At 53.1% G+C, this 16,904-nt stretch carries 13 protein-coding genes and 1 riboswitch; of the genes, 9 read left to right on the top strand and 4 right to left on the bottom strand.

Going from position 1 to position 16,904, the window contains the following annotated elements; genetic code table 11:
* Window positions 1-42 precede the first annotated feature (42 nt).
* Both ppc and argE read right to left on the bottom strand, forming a co-directional pair.
* The gene (ppc, locus tag B880_RS0117750) at window positions 43-2,694 is read right to left on the bottom strand and encodes a phosphoenolpyruvate carboxylase (protein WP_017348797.1); all 2,652 of its coding nucleotides are present in this window, start codon (window positions 2,692-2,694) and stop codon (window positions 43-45) included.
* Window positions 2,695-2,963: 269 nt separating this feature from the next.
* The gene (gene argE / locus B880_RS0117745; protein WP_017348796.1) at window positions 2,964-4,115 is read right to left on the bottom strand and encodes an acetylornithine deacetylase; all 1,152 of its coding nucleotides are present in this window, start codon (window positions 4,113-4,115) and stop codon (window positions 2,964-2,966) included.
* A gap of 167 nt (window positions 4,116-4,282) precedes the next feature.
* On the opposite strand from argE, the gene argC reads away from it, so the two are divergent.
* The 5 genes from argC to oxyR all read left to right on the top strand — a co-directional run bounded on the left by argC (window position 4,283) and on the right by oxyR (window position 9,900).
* Entirely contained in the window at window positions 4,283-5,287 is a 1,005-nt protein-coding gene (gene argC, locus B880_RS0117740) for an N-acetyl-gamma-glutamyl-phosphate reductase (RefSeq protein WP_017348795.1), read from the top strand.
* Window positions 5,288-5,301: 14 nt separating this feature from the next.
* On the top strand, window positions 5,302-6,078 hold the full coding sequence (argB, locus tag B880_RS0117735; RefSeq protein ID WP_017348794.1) for an acetylglutamate kinase: 777 nt from the start codon (window positions 5,302-5,304) through the stop codon (window positions 6,076-6,078).
* A gap of 28 nt (window positions 6,079-6,106) precedes the next feature.
* Window positions 6,107-7,324 carry an argininosuccinate synthase gene (locus B880_RS0117730; RefSeq protein WP_017348793.1) on the top strand — a complete coding sequence of 406 codons (1,218 nt, stop codon included), beginning with the start codon at window positions 6,107-6,109 and terminating at the stop codon, window positions 7,322-7,324.
* Window positions 7,325-7,399: 75 nt separating this feature from the next.
* The gene (argH, locus tag B880_RS0117725; protein ID WP_017348792.1) at window positions 7,400-8,773 is read left to right on the top strand and encodes an argininosuccinate lyase; all 1,374 of its coding nucleotides are present in this window, start codon (window positions 7,400-7,402) and stop codon (window positions 8,771-8,773) included.
* Between the two features lie 209 nt (window positions 8,774-8,982).
* A complete protein-coding gene (gene oxyR / locus B880_RS0117720) occupies window positions 8,983-9,900 on the top strand; it encodes a DNA-binding transcriptional regulator OxyR (RefSeq protein WP_017348791.1) in 918 nt (305 codons plus the stop codon).
* Here the strand turns inward: oxyR and sthA are convergent.
* The gene (sthA, locus tag B880_RS0117715) at window positions 9,883-11,283 is read right to left on the bottom strand and encodes a Si-specific NAD(P)(+) transhydrogenase (RefSeq protein ID WP_017348790.1); all 1,401 of its coding nucleotides are present in this window, start codon (window positions 11,281-11,283) and stop codon (window positions 9,883-9,885) included. The genes oxyR and sthA overlap by 18 nt on opposite strands.
* A gap of 194 nt (window positions 11,284-11,477) precedes the next feature.
* Here sthA and fabR point away from each other — a divergent pair, with 194 nt between their 5' ends.
* Entirely contained in the window at window positions 11,478-12,122 is a 645-nt protein-coding gene (gene fabR / locus B880_RS0117710) for an HTH-type transcriptional repressor FabR (RefSeq protein ID WP_017348789.1), read from the top strand.
* Between the two features lie 17 nt (window positions 12,123-12,139).
* The gene (locus tag B880_RS0117705) at window positions 12,140-12,496 is read left to right on the top strand and encodes a YijD family membrane protein (RefSeq protein ID WP_017348788.1); all 357 of its coding nucleotides are present in this window, start codon (window positions 12,140-12,142) and stop codon (window positions 12,494-12,496) included.
* Window positions 12,497-12,527: 31 nt separating this feature from the next.
* Here B880_RS0117705 and trmA read toward each other — a convergent pair whose 3' ends face one another.
* A complete protein-coding gene (gene trmA, locus B880_RS0117700; RefSeq protein ID WP_017348787.1) occupies window positions 12,528-13,631 on the bottom strand; it encodes a tRNA (uridine(54)-C5)-methyltransferase TrmA in 1,104 nt (367 codons plus the stop codon).
* Window positions 13,632-13,743: 112 nt separating this feature from the next.
* A riboswitch (cobalamin riboswitch) is annotated at window positions 13,744-13,927 on the top strand.
* 70 nt (window positions 13,928-13,997) lie between these two features.
* Here trmA and btuB point away from each other — a divergent pair.
* Together btuB and murI are read left to right on the top strand one after the other, a co-directional pair.
* On the top strand, window positions 13,998-15,860 hold the full coding sequence (btuB, locus tag B880_RS0117695) for a TonB-dependent vitamin B12 receptor BtuB (protein ID WP_017348786.1): 1,863 nt from the start codon (window positions 13,998-14,000) through the stop codon (window positions 15,858-15,860).
* A complete protein-coding gene (murI, locus tag B880_RS0117690) occupies window positions 15,805-16,656 on the top strand; it encodes a glutamate racemase (protein WP_017348785.1) in 852 nt (283 codons plus the stop codon). The genes btuB and murI overlap by 56 nt, the downstream gene beginning before the upstream one ends.
* Window positions 16,657-16,904 lie beyond the last annotated feature (248 nt).

The following is a 16,904-nucleotide window of genomic DNA, read 5'->3' as shown; positions in this document are numbered from 1 at the left end:
TGACTTATTAGCTCTCCCCGGCTTTCACCGGGGCAGCCATCATTAACCCGTGTTACGCATACCCGCAGCAACACCAGCAATGCTGACCATCAGCGCTTGTTCAACGCTGGCATCAGGTTCTTCACCACGCGCTTCCTGCGCACGGGCGCGATGCAGAAGTTCGGCCTGGAGCAGGTTGAGTGGGTCGGTATAGACATTACGTAGCGCGATGGATTCTGCAATCCAGGGCTGATCGGCCATTAAATGTGCATCGTTAGCAATGGTCAGTACCGCTTTGATATCCGCTTCTAACTGGTCGCGTAGCTGTTGCCCCAGCGGCCACAGTGACTTATCTACCAGGCGCTGATCGTAATACTCCGCCAGCCACAAATCCGCTTTCAGGAACACCATCTCCAGCATGCCCAAACGGGTGGAGAAGAATGGCCAGTCACGGCACATTGCTTCCAGCTGATCGCGGTGGCCATCATTCATTGCCTGTTGAATGGCTGCACCGGCACCAAGCCAGGCGGGCAGCATCAGACGGTTTTGCGTCCACGCGAAGATCCACGGAATAGCGCGCAGTGATTCAACACCGCCGGTAGGACGGCGTTTCGCCGGGCGCGAGCCGAGTGGCAGCTTACCCAGTTCCTGTTCTGGTGTGGCTGAACGGAAGTACGGCACGAAGTCAGGGTTCTCACGCACATAGCCACGGTACATGGCACAAGAGTGCGCAGAGAGCTGATCCATGATGTTGCGCCATTCCGCTTTAGGCTCTGGCGGTGGCAGCAGGTTCGCTTCCAGAATCGCACCGGTATAGAGCGAAAGGCTGGCCACTGCCACTTGCGGTAAGCCGAACTTAAAGCGGATCATCTCACCTTGTTCGGTGACGCGCAGGCCGCCTTTCAGGCTCCCCGGTGGCTGTGACAGCAGGGCCGCATGCGCTGGTGCGCCGCCACGGCCAATGGTGCCGCCGCGTCCGTGGAACAGCGTCAGAGCGATACCGGCTTTTTCACAGGTTTTAATCAGTGCATCCTGAGCCTGATACTGTGCCCAGCTTGCCGCCATGACACCTGCATCTTTTGCCGAGTCAGAGTAGCCAATCATGACCATCTGCTTGCCCTGAATAAAGCCGCGATACCAGTCGATATTGAGCAACTGGCCCATGACGTCATTGGCATTGTTCAGGTCGTCCAGGGTTTCAAACAGCGGGGCAACTGGCATCGCAAAAGTGATACCCGCTTCTTTCAACAGCAGGTGCACGCCCAGTACATCGGACGGCGTTTTTGCCATAGAAATAACATAGGCAGCAATTGAGCCTTCCGGCACTTCCGCCGCAACACGACAAGTTTCCAGCACTTCACGCGTGTCGTCGGTCGGTTCCCAACTCCGTGGCAGCAGCGGGCGCTTGGAGTTCAGTTCACGGATCAGGAAGGCTTGTTTGTCTGCTTCAGACCAGCTTTCATAATCGCCCAGGCCCAGATAACGGGTAATCTCGGCAATCGCCTGAGTATGACGTGTGCTCTCCTGGCGAATATCAATTCGGACCAGCGGAACACCAAAACACTTCACGCGGCGCAACGTATCCAGCAGTTGGCCATTGGCGATGATCCCCATATCGCACTTCTGCAGTGACTGATAAATGGTATACAGCGGCTGCCAGAGCTGTTCATTGGTGATCAGCAGGTCTGCTGGACGCGGCAGGCGCTCACCTTTCAGGCGGCGCTCCAGGTAGGCCTGGGTGCTCATTAACTGGCTGCGCAGACGCTTCAGAATCACACGATAGGGTTCAATTGCTTCTGGATCGCCACTTAACTCCAGCACTTCCGGAGTACATTCGGACATTGAGAGTTCGGAAATCAGGACAGCGATATCGCGCAGGAACAGGTCGGCGGCTTTCCAGCGCCCCAGTTGCAGTGCATGGCGCGTTACGCTGGCCACAACGTTAGGGTTGCCATCACGGTCACCGCCCATCCATGAAGTGAATTTCACCGGCACGAAGTCCACTGGCAGCTTGATGCCAAAGGTTTCTTCAACCTGTTCGTTCAGTTCGCGCAGGAAAGCCGGTACGCCTTCCCACAGGCTGTTTTCAACCACGGCAAAGCCCCATTTAGCTTCGTCGATCGGGGTCGGGCGATATTTACGGATCTCATCCGTGTGCCATGCCTGAGCCACTAGCTGGCGCAGACGGCGCATAATCTGGTTGTATTCGTATTCGGACACGTCGCTGTGATCGAGCTGCTTCAGGCAGCTATTTACTTCGACCAGTTTGTGAATCAGCGTACGACGGGTAATTTCGGTTGGGTGCGCAGTCAGCACCAGTTCCAGCGACAGCGATTCAATCGCTTCGCGGATCGCTGACTCGCTGATGTTGCCCTGCTGTTTCAGGTTTTCGAAGGTCTTTTTCAGCAGTTCAGGGTGGTTAGCGCCATCGCCGCTGCGGGAAATGGTTTGATACTGCTCAGCAACGTTGGTCAGATTGAGGAACTGGCTAAATGCACGAGCAACAGGCAACAGCTCCTCATTAGACAGATTTTGCAGTGTGGTCAACAGTTCCTGGCGATGAGCGTCATTTCCGGCACGGGATGACTTCGAGAGTTTACGGATAGTTTCTACCCGCTCGAGGATGTTCTCTCCTAAAGCATCCTTGATGGTATCCCCGAGCAATTTGCCGAGCATACTGACGTTACTACGCATTGCGGAATATTGTTCGTTCATTGGACCCTGTTAACCTTATCGTCTAAATAAACACCACCACATATGCCCGAAAATCTGTGAATAAGATCACGTGGACATAACATCGTCTTTTATCTAGCCACGTAATCATGGATTCGTCAATTGACTTAAACTGACATAAACGTGTCGCTAAATAACGGAAATTCATGGAATTTAACTGGAGGTAAGCGAGATAAGTTATTCTTATCACCCATCAAAGGGAATTGCTGGGGCATTTTGCTGAATTATCAGCAAAATGCCCGATTTATTGCTTAACAGTGGCAGAAATGGTGCACCACTTGAGAAATGAGTTCGCGTGTGGGCTTGATAAATGCGGTATCGATAAATTCATCTGGCTGGTGCGCCTGGTTGATCGATCCCGGTCCCAATACCAGCGTTGGGCATAACTGCTGAATAAATGGCGCTTCGGTGCAGTAGTTCACTACTTCTGTCTCAACACCCAGCAGTTTCTCCACCACCTTCACCAGTTCATGATTCTTCGGACACTCATAGCCAGGGATAGGGGGATGCATGGCTCCCACCGTCAGACGGCCAGGCCAGCGCTCGCTCACCGGTGCCAGTGCTTCATTCAGCAATCCATCCAGATCGTCCAGCGTCAGCCCTGGCAGCGGGCGGATGTCCATATGCAGTTCGCAGCATGCACAGATACGGTTTACTGCATCGCCGCCGCTGATGCGGCCAAAGTTCATGGTGGGATAGGGAATGGCGAAATCGGCGTGGTGATAGCGTTCTTTCAGCGTGTTGCGCAGCCCCATCAGGTGGCCGATAGCTTCATGCATCAGCTCAATGGCATTAACGCCACGCGCCGGATCGCTGGAGTGACCGGAATGACCTTCAATGCGAATCGCATTCGAGAGGTGACCTTTGTGTGCTCGCACCGGCTTGAGTGACGTTGGCTCACCAATGATGGCGCAGTCAGGCCGGATATGCGTACTTTCAGCGAAATACTGCGCACCGGCCATGGTGGTTTCTTCATCGGCAGTTGCCAGAATGTAGAGCGGTTTTTTCAGTGTTGTCACATCGACATCACGCAGCGCGTCGAGAATAAAGGCAAAAAAGCCCTTCATATCTGCGGTGCCCAGACCATAGAGTTTATTGTCATGTTCGGTCAGGGTGAACGGATCGCGCGTCCAGCGCCCGTCATCGAAAGGAACTGTGTCAGTATGACCGGCTAGCAGCAGTCCGCCTGCGCCATCGCCACTGCGTGCCAGCATGTTGAATTTACGACGCGTTCCCGGCACCGGCTGTACTTCAACCTGGAAGCCAAGATCGCGGAACCAGCCTGCCAGCAAACTGATTAAAGTTTCATTACTCTGATCCAACGCGCTTTCAGTCGCACTGATCGACGGGGTAGCGATCAACTGGCGGTACAGTTCGATAAAAGGCGGTAATTTTGTCTTCACTGTTGACGGTCCTTGAGTTAGGATGTATCAATATTCATGCATTAATAGTGAATAAAAATACATTAACGTCGTATGCATGTGAACCCAAATTTGCTGCAAACGACATGGTGGGCAACGGGGCAAGGCCGCGACCCGGAATGTGTGACTGTAAAAAGGTATACAGCCTGATGTTGAATACGCTGATCGTTGGTGCCAGTGGCTATGCTGGCGTAGAGCTTGCCACTTTCCTCAATCGCCATCCACATATGAACATAACCGCTCTGGCGGTTTCCGCGCAAAGCCCGGATGCAGGAAAACGTCTTTCTGATCTTCATCCGCAGCTTAAGGGCGTGATCGATCTGCCATTGCAGCCGCTGAGCAATGCCGCTGAATGGGCAGATAAAGTGGATGTAGTGTTCCTCGCCACCGCGCACGAAGTGAGCCACGATTTGGCTCCAGAGTTCCTGAAAGCCGGTTGCGTGGTGTTCGACCTGTCAGGCGCATTCCGTGTCAATGATGGCGCTTTCTATACCCAATATTACGGCTTCCCACACCAGCACGCTGACTGGCTAGATAAGGCTGTTTATGGTCTGGCTGAGTGGAACCGTGAAGCCATCGCACAGGCACAATTAGTGGCTGTGCCGGGTTGCTATCCTACCGCAGCTCAACTGTCACTCAAGCCGCTGCTTGACGCCGGTCTGATCAACGAAGCGCAGTGGCCAGTGATTAACGCCACCAGCGGCGTGAGCGGTGCTGGACGTAAAGCCAACCTCAACACCAGCCTGTGTGAAGTGAGCCTGCAAGCCTATGGCCTGTTTAATCACCGTCACCAGCCTGAAATTGCCGTGCATTTGGGCACGCCAGTGATTCTCACACCGCATCTGGGCAACTTCCCACGCGGTATTCTGGCGACCACGACCTGCCGTCTGAATCCTGGCGTAACGCGTGAAGATGTGGCGCAGGCGTTCCATAACGCCTATAACGATAAACCGCTGGTGCGTGTTTATGAAGACGGTGTGCCCGCGCTGAAAGCCGTGGTTGGCCTGCCGTACTGCGACATTGGCTTTGCCGTGCAGGGCGAACATCTGATTGTGGTCGCAGCAGAAGATAACCTGCTGAAAGGTGCAGCATCGCAAGCCGTGCAGTGCCTGAATATCCGTTTCGGTTTCCCTGAAACCCAGTCACTGATTTGAGCGGCGGAAAGGTCATGAGCAATCCATTAATTATTAAACTCGGCGGCGTGCTGCTGGATAGCGAAGAGGCGCTGGCGCGTCTGTTTGAAGCCCTGGTCGCCTATCGTTCAGCCCATCAGCGCCCGTTGATTATTGTGCACGGCGGCGGCTGTCTGGTTGACGAGCTAATGAAAAAGCTGGCGCTGCCGGTACAGAAGAAAAACGGTCTGCGGGTCACACCAGCCGACCAAATCGACATTATTACTGGCGCACTGGCGGGAACGGCTAACAAAACGCTGCTTGCCTGGGCGAACAAATACGCCCTGCGCGCCGTCGGCCTGTGCCTGGGTGATGCCGGGTTGGTGAATGTCACGCAATTCGACCCTGAACTCGGTCACGTAGGGCAGGCTACGCCGGGTAATCCAGCGTTGCTGCATACGCTGCTGGACGCCGGCTATATGCCGATTGTCAGCTCTATCGGCATTACCGCCGAAGGCGAACTGATGAATGTGAATGCCGATCAGGCCGCGACCGCGCTGGCTTCAACGCTGGGTGCAGATCTGGTGCTGCTGTCTGATGTCAGTGGTATTCTGGATGGCAACCGTCAGCGCATGGCTGAAATGACGGCAGAAAAAGCCGAACAGTTGATCGCTGACGGAGTGATCACTGACGGTATGATTGTGAAAGTACGTGCGGCGCTTGATGCAGCACGTACTCTGGGACGCCCGGTAGATATCGCTAGCTGGCGTCATGCTGAACAACTCCCTGAGCTGTTCAATGGTGTCTCGATTGGCACCCGGATTTTCGCTTAAACGACTCTGATTCAAGGATTACGACCAAATGGCAACGCAAAATATCAAAAAAATCGTTCTGGCTTACTCCGGTGGCCTGGATACTTCCGCCATCATTCCATGGCTGAAAGAGAACTACGGCGGCTGTGAAGTGGTCGCTTTCGTCGCCAACATTGGCCAGGACCCCGCTGATCTGGAAGGCGTTGAGAAAAAAGCGCTGCAGTCAGGGGCTTCTGAGTGCCACGTTGTTGATCTGCGCGAAGAATTCATCAGTGATTACATCTACCCTGTTCTGCAAACCGGTGCGCTGTACGAAGGCACTTATTTGCTGGGTACTTCAATGGCACGTCCAATCATCGCTAAAGCGCAGGTTGAGCTGGCGTTGAAAGTCGGCGCAGATGCGCTGTGCCACGGTGCAACCGGTAAAGGTAACGACCAGGTGCGTTTCGAAACCACCTACACCGCACTGGCACCACAGCTGAAAGTGGTTGCGCCATGGCGTGAGTGGGATCTGCGTTCACGTGAAGCGCTGCTGGACTACCTGAAAGTCCGTAACATCCCAACCACCGCTTCACTGGAAAAAATCTACAGCCGTGATGAAAACGCATGGCACATCTCTACCGAAGGTGGCGTACTGGAAAGCCCAGCAAACGCACCGACCAAAGATTGCTGGGTGTGGACCGTTGATCCTCTGGATGCACCAGACCAGCCTGAAAATGTCACCGTGACCGTTGAGAAAGGTCGTGTAGTTGCAGTTAACGGCGAGAAGCTGAGCCCATTCCAGTGCCTGGAAAAACTGAACGTGCTGGGTGCTAAGCACGGTGTTGGCCGTATCGATATCGTAGAAAACCGTCTGGTTGGGATTAAATCTCGCGGCTGCTACGAAACCCCTGGCGGCACCATCATGGTAAATGCACTGCGTGCGGTTGAGCAGCTGGTTCTGGATCGTGACAGCTTCAAATGGCGTGAGCAGTTGGGCCATGAAATGGCTTACGTGGTATACGATGGCCGTTGGTTCGCACCACTGCGTAAATCTATCCAGGCGGCAGCTGAATCACTGGCAGAAGAAGTGAACGGTGAAGTGGTCCTGCAACTGTACAAAGGTCAGGCGATTGCCACGCAGAAAACCTCTGCTAACAGCCTGTACTCGGAAGAGTTCGCGACCTTCGGCGAAGACGAAGTGTACGATCACCGTCACGCGGGCGGCTTCATCCGTCTGTTCTCGCTCTCTTCACGTATCCGTGCGTTGAACGAGCAGAAAAAGTAATACCGCAGCAAGCGACACATTTTGCAAGGGCGGCGTTAGCCGCCCTTTGTTTAACAGATATTCAGGAGCATTCAGATGGCACTTTGGGGCGGACGTTTTTCTCAGGCAGCAGACCAACGGTTCAAACAGTTCAACGATTCGCTGCGCTTTGACTATCGCCTGGCGGAGCAGGACATCATCGGTTCCGTTGCCTGGTCAAAAGCGTTGGTAACGGTTAACGTGCTCAGCAGTGATGAGCAGCAGCAGTTGGAAGCTGCATTGAATGCGCTGCTGGCGGAAGTACGTGCCAATCCAGAGCAGATCCTGCAAAGCGATGCAGAAGATATTCACAGCTGGGTCGAAGGCAAGCTGATTGAGAAAGTCGGTGCGCTGGGTAAAAAACTGCATACTGGCCGTAGCCGTAACGATCAGGTCGCTACCGATCTGAAATTGTGGTGTAAGGAGCAGGTCGCCGTACTGTTGGCAGCAACCCGTGAGCTGCAACAAGCACTGGTTGTGACAGCAGAAGCCAATCAGGACGTTGTCATGCCGGGTTATACCCACTTACAGCGTGCACAGCCGGTTACCTTTGCACACTGGTGCCTGGCGTACGTTGAGATGCTGGCGCGCGATGAAAGCCGTCTGCAGGATGCACTGAAGCGCCTCGACGTTAGCCCGTTGGGCTGTGGTGCGCTGGCAGGTACGGCGTATGAGATTGATCGCGAGCAGTTGGCTGGCTGGTTAGGCTTTGCTTCTGCGACGCGTAACAGCCTCGATACCGTTTCGGATCGTGACCACGTACTCGAACTGCTGTCTGATGCTTCAATCGGCATGGTGCACCTGTCGCGTTTCGCTGAAGATCTGATTTTCTTCAATACGGGCGAAGCCGGTTTTGTCGAGCTGTCAGATAAAGTGACTTCAGGTTCTTCCCTGATGCCACAGAAGAAAAACCCGGATGCTCTGGAACTGATCCGTGGTAAGTGTGGCCGTGTGCAGGGCGCATTGACCGGCATGATGATGACGTTGAAGGGCCTGCCGCTGGCTTACAACAAAGACATGCAGGAAGATAAAGAAGGCCTGTTCGACGCGCTGGATACCTGGCTCGACTGCCTGCATATGTCGGCACTGGTGTTGGATGGCATTCAGTTGAAGCGTCCGCGTTGCCAGGAAGCGGCAGAGCAGGGTTACGCGAACTCTACGGAGCTGGCGGATTATCTGGTGGCGAAGGGCGTACCTTTCCGTGAAGCTCACCATATCGTGGGTGAAGCGGTGGTTGAGGCGATCAAACAAGGTGTAGCGCTGGAAGCGTTAACGCTGGAGCAGCTTAAGCAGTTCAGCGCCATCATTGAAGCGGATGTTTATCCGATTCTGGCACTGCAATCCTGCCTCGATAAGCGTAACGCTCAGGGTGGCGTTGCCCCTGCGCAGGTCGCCGCAGCAATTGCCTTCGCGAAACAGCGTCTGGCATAAGTAAAAAAAATGGCGGACTGCTTCAGTCCGCCAACCTCTAGCTTCGAAATAACATCTTGTTTTTATAGGCACATCACCAAGACATCCGCATTTCCTCGCGTCTGCCATGATCTAATCTGTGCGTATTATTTCTCCATCTTCTTGATAGGGCTAATCGTTCATTGCTATGCTATCTATCGCCACGAACTATCGTGGTCTGGAGGATTACAATGAACATCCGCGATCTTGAATATCTGGTTTCTCTGGCGGAACACCGCCATTTTCGTCGTGCCGCAGATGCGTGCCATGTCAGCCAGCCAACGCTGAGCGGACAGATCCGTAAGCTTGAGGATGAGCTGGGTGTGATGCTGCTTGAACGTACCAGCCGTAAGGTGCTGTTCACGCAGGCTGGCTTATTGTTGGTAGACCAGGCGCGCACCGTTTTGCGCGAGGTGAAAGTGCTTAAGGAGATGGCAAGCCAGCAGGGCGAGACAATGTCAGGTCCGCTGCATATTGGCCTTATCCCAACCACTGGGCCTTACCTGCTGCCGCATATCATTCCGATGTTGCATCAGACGTTCCCAAAACTGGAAATGTATCTGCATGAAGCGCAGACGCAGCAGTTACTGGCGCAACTCGATAACGGCAAGCTGGACTGCGCAATTCTGGCGCTGGTGAAAGAGAGCGAGGCCTTTATTGAAGTACCGCTGTTTGACGAACCCATGACACTGGCGATCTATGAAGATCACCCGTGGCGGGATCGCGATCGGGTGCCGATGTCCGATCTGGCAGGGGAAAAGCTGTTGATGCTGGAAGATGGGCACTGCTTGCGCGATCAGGCGATGGGCTTCTGCTTTGAAGCGGGTGCCGATGAAGACACCCATTTCCGCGCCACCAGCCTGGAAACGTTGCGTAACATGGTTGCGGCGGGCAGCGGTATTACGCTGTTACCAACGTTAGCGGTACCGCCGCAGCGTATCCGTGATGGCGTGTGTTATCTGCCGTGCTACAAGCCAGTGCCACAACGTACCATCGCACTGGTGTACCGTCCGGGATCTCCCCTGCGCAGCCGTTATGAACAGTTGGCAGAGGCAATCCGTACGCACATGCAGTCTCATCTGCAAAACACGTTAAAACAGGCGGTTTAATCCGTTTAGCGCGGCAACGCGATAGGCTTCGGCCATCGTTGGGTAGTTAAAGGTGGTGTTGACGAAATACTCAATCGTATTACCACCGTTTTTCTGCTCCATGATGGCCTGGCCGATGTGAATAATCTCCGCCGCACGTTCACCAAAGCAGTGAATCCCCAGGATCTCTTTGGTTTCCCGATGGAACAGGATTTTCAGGCTACCGACGTTCATGCCGACAATCTGTGCGCGTGCCAGGTGTTTAAACTGCGCACGTCCCACTTCATACGGCACTTTCATCGCGGTGAGCTGCTGTTCGGTTTTACCTACTGAGCTGATCTCCGGAATGGTGTAAATCCCGGTCGGGATATCTTCAATCAGATGGGCCGTTGCTTCGCCTTTCACCATCGCAGTCGCCGCGATGCGACCCTGATCGTAGGCCGCTGAAGCCAGGCTAGGGTAGCCGATGACGTCGCCAACCGCGTAGATGTGCGGCTGAGCCGTCTGGTACATGCTGTTTACTTTCAGCAATCCGCGCCCGTCAGCTTCCAGACCGACATTTTCCAGCGTCAGTGAATCCGTATTACCGGTGCGACCGTTGGCATACAGCAGGCAATCGGCTTTCACTTTTTTGCCCGATTTCAGATGGACAATGACGCCATCATCCACACCCTCAATTTTCTCGAACTCTTCGTTATGGCGAATTACCACACCGCTGTTCCAGAAGTGGTAGGAGAGTGAGTCTGACATCTCCTGATCGAGGAACGCCAACAGGCGGTCACGGGTGTTAATCAGGTCCACTTTGACATTCAGGCCACGGAAGATAGACGCATATTCGCAACCAATTACCCCAGCACCGTAAATAATCACGTGGCCTGGCTCATGGTGAAGGTTAAGAATGGAGTCGGAATCGTAGACGCGTGGGTGATTAAAATCGACATTCGCCGGGCGGTAAGGGCGAGAGCCACAGGCGATAACAAATTTCTCGGCAGTCAGGCTTTCACGGGTGCCATCGGGATAGACGACTTCGAGTGTATTCGCATCAACGAAATGCGCATCGCCCTGAAATATGGCGCAACGGTTGCGTTCATAAAAGCTCTGACGCATTGCGGTTTGCTGACTGATGACGCTTTCGGTGTGGTTCAGAATATCTGCGAAGGAGGAGCGTAGCAGCCTGGTGTGGTCGCTGTAGAGTGGGTTCTGGTTGAACTCAATAATACGGCTGACGGCGTGACGCAATGCTTTGGACGGGATAGTGCCCCAGTGTGTACAACCACCGCCGATATTATGGTAGCGCTCGATCACTGCAACACGCTGTCCCTGCTTGACCAGCCCCATTGCTGCACCTTCACCGCCGGGGCCTGAGCCAATCACTATGGCGTCGTAATCGTAAGACTTTTGCATACTAATACGTCCTATTCTTATCTACATTTTCACAACGAGATTCTAACATCTCCGTGCGCACATCTGAATTCTATCAGTCAGTTTAAGCGCTTTTTGACAAAGCGTGGGCTTTCACAGCCAGTGACAAAGTTTGCAAAACTGTACGCTGAATATTTTGTTATAGTGTCGACCTAACCCCTCAGAAGGCAGAGATAATGGGCGTCAGAGCGCAACAAAAAGAACGTACACGCCGTTCATTGATCGAGGCAGCCTTCAGCCAACTCAGCGCGGAACGCAGTTTTGCCAGCCTGAGCTTACGTGAAGTTTCCCGTGAAGCGGGGATTGCACCTACTTCGTTTTACCGCCATTTCAGAGATGTAGATGAACTGGGGTTGACCATGGTAGATGAAAGTGGCCTGATGTTGCGTCAACTGATGCGCCAGGCACGGCAGCGTATCGCCAAAGGCGGCAGCATTATCAAAACTTCGGTGGCGACTTTCATGGAATTCATCGGGAACAATCCCAATGCATTCCGCCTGTTGCTCCGTGAGCGATCGGGCACTTCCGCCGCATTTCGTGCGGCTGTTGCGCGTGAAATTCAGCACTTTATCGCCGAACTGGCTGACTATCTTGAGGTCGAAAATCGCATGCCGCGCAGCTTCACCGAAGCGCAGGCCGAGGCGATGGTTACCATCGTTTTCAGTGCCGGTGCCGAAGCACTGGACGTTGATCTTGAGCAGCGCCGCAAACTGGAAGACCGTCTGGTGCTGCAATTACGCATGATTGCTAAAGGTGCGTATTACTGGTATCGCCGTGAGCAGGAGCGACTGGCGGTCACTTTAGAAAAAACCGAAGAGTAACAGATAAGGATAACGTGATGTCATTACAGAGTCCCCGCGATAAAAGCACCTTACTGCTGGCTTTTATCACTGGTTTAGCGATAAACGGATCGTTTTCCGTGATGTTTAGCGCTTTTGTCCCTTTTTCCATTTTTCCGCTGATTGCGTTAGGACTGGCAGCCTGGTCTCTGCACCAGCGCTATCTTAACCGCAGCATGCCAGAGGGTATGCCTTCACTGGCGGCGGCTTTCTTCCTGCTAGGGATTTTGGTTTACAGTGCGCTGGTGCGCGCAGAGTACCCGGATATTGGCTCTAACTTCATCCCGGTAGTCCTGATGGTAGCGTTGGTATTTTGGATTGCGACCCGTTTCAAGAAAGGGAAAAGCAGTCAGTAATGCAGAAGGCGGCCGGGGCCGCCTTTTTTGATCAGGCTTTGCGCGTCAGTAGCACGCCACATTCCATATGGTGCGTATAGGGGAACTGGTCAAACAGTGCCAGGCGTGAAACATCATGGGTTTCTGCCAGCGTAGCAAGGTTATCGCACAGGGTCTGTGGATTGCAGGAGATATACAGAATCCGCGGATACGCCTGAACCATCGCAACGGTTTCGCTATCCAGCCCACTGCGCGGTGGATCGACAAAAATCGTCTCACACTCGTAGCTCGTCAAATCAATCCCTTCCAGACGATTAAAGCTGCGTGTGCCGTTCATTGCCTGCGTAAACTCTTCCGCTGCCATGCGGATAATCTGCACGTTATCGATGTTATTCGCGGCGATATTGTATTGCGCGGATGCCACCGAGGGTTTGGCGATTTCTGTTGCCAGCACCCGACGGAAATTCCGTGCCAGAGCCAGAGAGAAATTCCCATTCCCGCAATACAACTCCAGCAGGTCGCCCTGAGAATTTTGTGTGACATTTAGCGCCCACTCCAGCATCTGAATGTTCATCGCGGCATTCGGCTGGGTGAAACTGTTCTCGACCTGGCGGTAGATCATGTCACGGCCTGCTACCGGTAATGATTCGTCGACAAAGTCTTGATCAAGAAAGATTTTTGTCTTGGTGGCGCGTCCAATCAGATGCAGCTGGTAGCCTTTAGCGCGCAGCGCATCGCGTAACAGGGTTGCCGCCTGCTGCCACTCTTCATCCAGTTTACGGTGGTACAGCAGCGAAATGACGATCTGATTGCTCATGGTGGAGAGATAGTCAATCTGGAACAGCTTAAAGCGCAGGGTACGGTTATCGCGTAGCGCTGCCATTAACTCTGCCATGAGCTGGTTGATCAGTTCGCTGGCCGCAGGAAACTGGTCGACGCGAATACGTTGTTTCGTCTCTTGATCAAAGATGATGTGATAGAGATCGTCACCATCATGCCAGATACGGAATTCGGCACGCATCCGATAGTGGCTTACCGGTGAACGGAACACCTCCACGTCGGGCGCAGCAAAGGGCACCATCATCGCCTGTAAACGGCTGACTTTTTCCGCCAGTTGTGCGTCGTATTGTTCAATCGGGAGCTGTTCGGGTGTCATCTTTAATCCTGGTAATAAGCCTGCTTGCCGGGCGATTGTAGGCATTCACTTTCTGTTGTCCAGTCTTTAAACAAAACAACCTGGGTCGAAATCTGGATTCCAGGGTGGCTTCACCTTAGACTGCGACAGCCGGTCTCAGTATTGAGCTAACAGGGAATCCAGTGAAAATCTGGAGCTGACGCGCAGCGGTAAGGAATGTCGTGGTGATTGCCTAGGCAGACACTGTCCTTTGGGATGGGAAGTCTTCACCATTTATGATTCTTAGCCCGAAGACCTGCCGGTGTTACGTCGCATTTCATACGACTATCGCGTGCTATAAGTCGTGTGCCTCTGCGGCATCCTGATGGGTTTTTGGATGCTACAACAATGAATAAAAGTAACACTACGCTGTGCGCTTTCAGTGCCACGGCGCTTTCGCTCTGGGCTGCATATGGCTTTGCTCAGGATGATGATACGCAAATCGTGACGGCTAACCGTTTTCAACAACCGGTTTCTTCGGTGTTGGCACCGACGACTGTGGTCACTCGTGAAGAGATTGATCGCTGGCAGGCTAAAAGCCTGACAGATGTGATGCGCCGTTTGCCCGGTGTGGATATCGCGCAAAATGGTGGCATGGGACAATCCAGTAGCATCTATATTCGCGGTGCTGAAGCCAGACATACCTTGGTGCTGATTGATGGTATTCCACTGGCAAAATCAGGCATTACCGGCATTTCTGATTTCAGCCAAATCCCTGTCTCGCTGGTTCAGCGTATCGAGTTAATTCGCGGGCCTCGTTCTGCAGTCTATGGTGCGGATGCGATTGGCGGGGTGGTTAACATCATTACCGAGAACAATCAGCCGGGTGGCCAGCTCAATGTAGGTATGGGATCTAACCACTACCAGGAATATAGTGGAACGGTACGCCAGAAAGTGGGTGAGGACACCTTAATCACGGTAGCTGGCGCGTTCCAGGCCACCAATGGCTATAACATTCAGCCACAGTCAACGTATAGCGTTGATAGCGATCGCGATGGTTTCCGCAGCAAAACGTTTTGGGCTGGGGTTAACCACCAGTTCTCGCAAAACCTTTCCGCATTCTTCCGCGGCTATGGTTACGGCAATAACACCTCGTATGACGTGGGCTATCAGGATGGAGGGGATAAACGGCAGGTCTATAATCACACCTATGAAGGTGGGTTTCGATTCAACCAGGATATCTACTCATCACAACTGACGTATAGCTATCAGCGTTTCAAAGATTACAACTATGCCAGTACCCTGGGACGCTACAGTGCGAGTACGACACTGGATGACATGAGCCAGCGTAATTTGCAGTGGGGTAATAGCTTTGCTGTTGGTCTCGGCACGGTGAGCGCGGGGGTGGACTGGCAGCAGCAACAGTTAGATTCCAGCGATGCATACAACGGCGATCGCTACCAGCGGACCAATACCGGCTATTATCTGACAGCCCAACAGCGCATTGATACTTTAACGCTGGAAGGTGCTGTGCGAGGAGATGACAACAATCAGTTTGGTTGGAACGGGACCTGGCAAGCGGCGGCTGGCTGGGCGTTTGTACCGGGCTATCGCTTCACACTCTCTTATGGCACTGGATTTGAAGCGCCGACATTAGGGCAGATGTACGGGCAAAGTCGACTGGGCATCGCCTCTAACCCAAATCTTAATGCTGAAACTTCCCATCAGATTGAAGCTGGGCTTGAAGGACTGACCGGGCCGGTTGACTGGCGTTTATCGGTTTACCAGAACAAAATCAAAAACCTCATCGATTATCTCTACGATGATAATTTCGTAGGTACTTACTACAACATCCAGTCCGCCACGATTAAAGGTATTGAATGGACCGGCAGCATGGATACCGGGATTTTCACTCACCGCATCACGCTGCAATACCTTGATCCTCGTCGCGACCAAGATAATGAGGTTCTGGCCCACCGCTCGCGGCAGCAATTCAAGTATCAGTTAGACTGGAATTTTGCTGATTTTGACTTTGATCTGGCCTGGCAGTATTTCGGGAAAAGCTTTAACAACAACACTAACCAGTTTGCTGATACTCAGCGGCGGATGCCGAGTTATAGCCTGGTAGATTTCTCAGCTGCATATCCGGTCACGTCTCATCTGACAGTTCGTGGTAAAATTGCCAACCTGTTGGATAAGGATTACGAGACGGTTTATGGCTATCGAACCCCTGGACGTGAGTACTACCTCAGCGCCAGCTACAGCTTCTGATCTGCGCCCCACTGTGCTGGTGTTTGACTCCGGCGTTGGTGGGCTTTCTGTATATGAAGAGGTTCGGCAGCTGTTGCCGAACCTGCACTATCTTTATGCTTTCGATAACGAGGGCTTTCCTTACGGCGAAAAAAGCGAAGAGTATATCGTTGATCGCGTTGTGGCGATTGTGACGGCTATCGTGCAGCGCTTTCCTCTCTCCTTAGTGATTATCGCCTGCAATAGTGCCAGCACGGTGACACTGCCTGCCTTACGTGCCCGTTTTGATTTCCCGGTTGTAGGTGTTGTACCTGCGATTAAACCTGCTGCGCGCCTGACGCGTAATGGCGTAGTGGGTCTGCTGGCGACGCGCGGCACGGTCAAACGCCCTTATACCCATGAGCTGGTGGCCCAGTTTGCGCGTGAGTGCAAAATCGAGATGCTGGGCTCGGCAGAGCTGGTTGAACTGGCGGAGGCGAAGTTGCATGGGGAAGAGATAGATAAAGAAGCTGTGCGTCATGCTGTTCAACCCTGGCTCAGAATGAACGAGCCACCGGATACCGTTGTACTCGGCTGTACTCACTTCCCGCTTTTACGTGATGAGTTACAACAGGTTCTGCCGGAGGGAACGCGCCTGGTGGATTCGGGAGCCGCAATTGCCCGTCGTACTGTCTGGTTGTTAGAACATGAATCCCCTGAGACATTTTCTTCTGCACAAAATCTGGCGCTTTGTACGCGGATGGACGAAGAAGCGTTGAAGTTATCGCCAGTTCTACAGCGATATGGCTTCCCATTGTTGGAAAAAGTAGCGATTTAGCCCGGTTTAGCCGAAAAAAACAGCACTCAGAAATTAATTTGAAATTAGCACTTGTCAGCCCGGAAGAACTCCCTATAATGCGCCTCCACTGACACGGAACAACGACTTACAAGTCGCCGGGTCAGAAAGGAAGTTGAAGGTAACTTCCGGTCAGAAAAGCAAAATAAATGCTTGACTGGCAAAGCGGAAAGCGTAATATACGCATCCCGCGCCGCTTGAGAAATCGCGGCACTGCTCTTTAACAATTT

This window comes from Pantoea sp. A4, from assembly GCF_000295955.2.
GTDB classification, from domain to species: Bacteria; Pseudomonadota; Gammaproteobacteria; order Enterobacterales; family Enterobacteriaceae; genus Pantoea; species Pantoea multigeneris.
This window is presented reverse-complemented; position numbering and strand designations above follow the sequence as displayed.

Bases quoted from the DNA above. Each gene is read 5' to 3' on its own strand.
- ppc (WP_017348797.1), bottom strand. From the start codon at position 2,694: ATGAACGAACAATATTCCGCAATGCGTAGTAACGTCAGTATGCTCGGC.
- argC (WP_017348795.1), top strand. From the start codon at position 4,283: ATGTTGAATACGCTGATCGTTGGTGCCAGTGGCTATGCTGGCGTAGAG.
- argB (WP_017348794.1), top strand. From the start codon at position 5,302: ATGAGCAATCCATTAATTATTAAACTCGGCGGCGTGCTGCTGGATAGC.
- B880_RS0117730 (WP_017348793.1), top strand. From the start codon at position 6,107: ATGGCAACGCAAAATATCAAAAAAATCGTTCTGGCTTACTCCGGTGGC.
- argH (WP_017348792.1), top strand. From the start codon at position 7,400: ATGGCACTTTGGGGCGGACGTTTTTCTCAGGCAGCAGACCAACGGTTC.
- oxyR (WP_017348791.1), top strand. From the start codon at position 8,983: ATGAACATCCGCGATCTTGAATATCTGGTTTCTCTGGCGGAACACCGC.
- sthA (WP_017348790.1), bottom strand. From the start codon at position 11,283: ATGCAAAAGTCTTACGATTACGACGCCATAGTGATTGGCTCAGGCCCC.
- fabR (WP_017348789.1), top strand. From the start codon at position 11,478: ATGGGCGTCAGAGCGCAACAAAAAGAACGTACACGCCGTTCATTGATC.
- B880_RS0117705 (WP_017348788.1), top strand. From the start codon at position 12,140: ATGTCATTACAGAGTCCCCGCGATAAAAGCACCTTACTGCTGGCTTTT.
- trmA (WP_017348787.1), bottom strand. From the start codon at position 13,631: ATGACACCCGAACAGCTCCCGATTGAACAATACGACGCACAACTGGCG.
- btuB (WP_017348786.1), top strand. From the start codon at position 13,998: ATGAATAAAAGTAACACTACGCTGTGCGCTTTCAGTGCCACGGCGCTT.
- murI (WP_017348785.1), top strand. From the start codon at position 15,805: ATGGCTATCGAACCCCTGGACGTGAGTACTACCTCAGCGCCAGCTACA.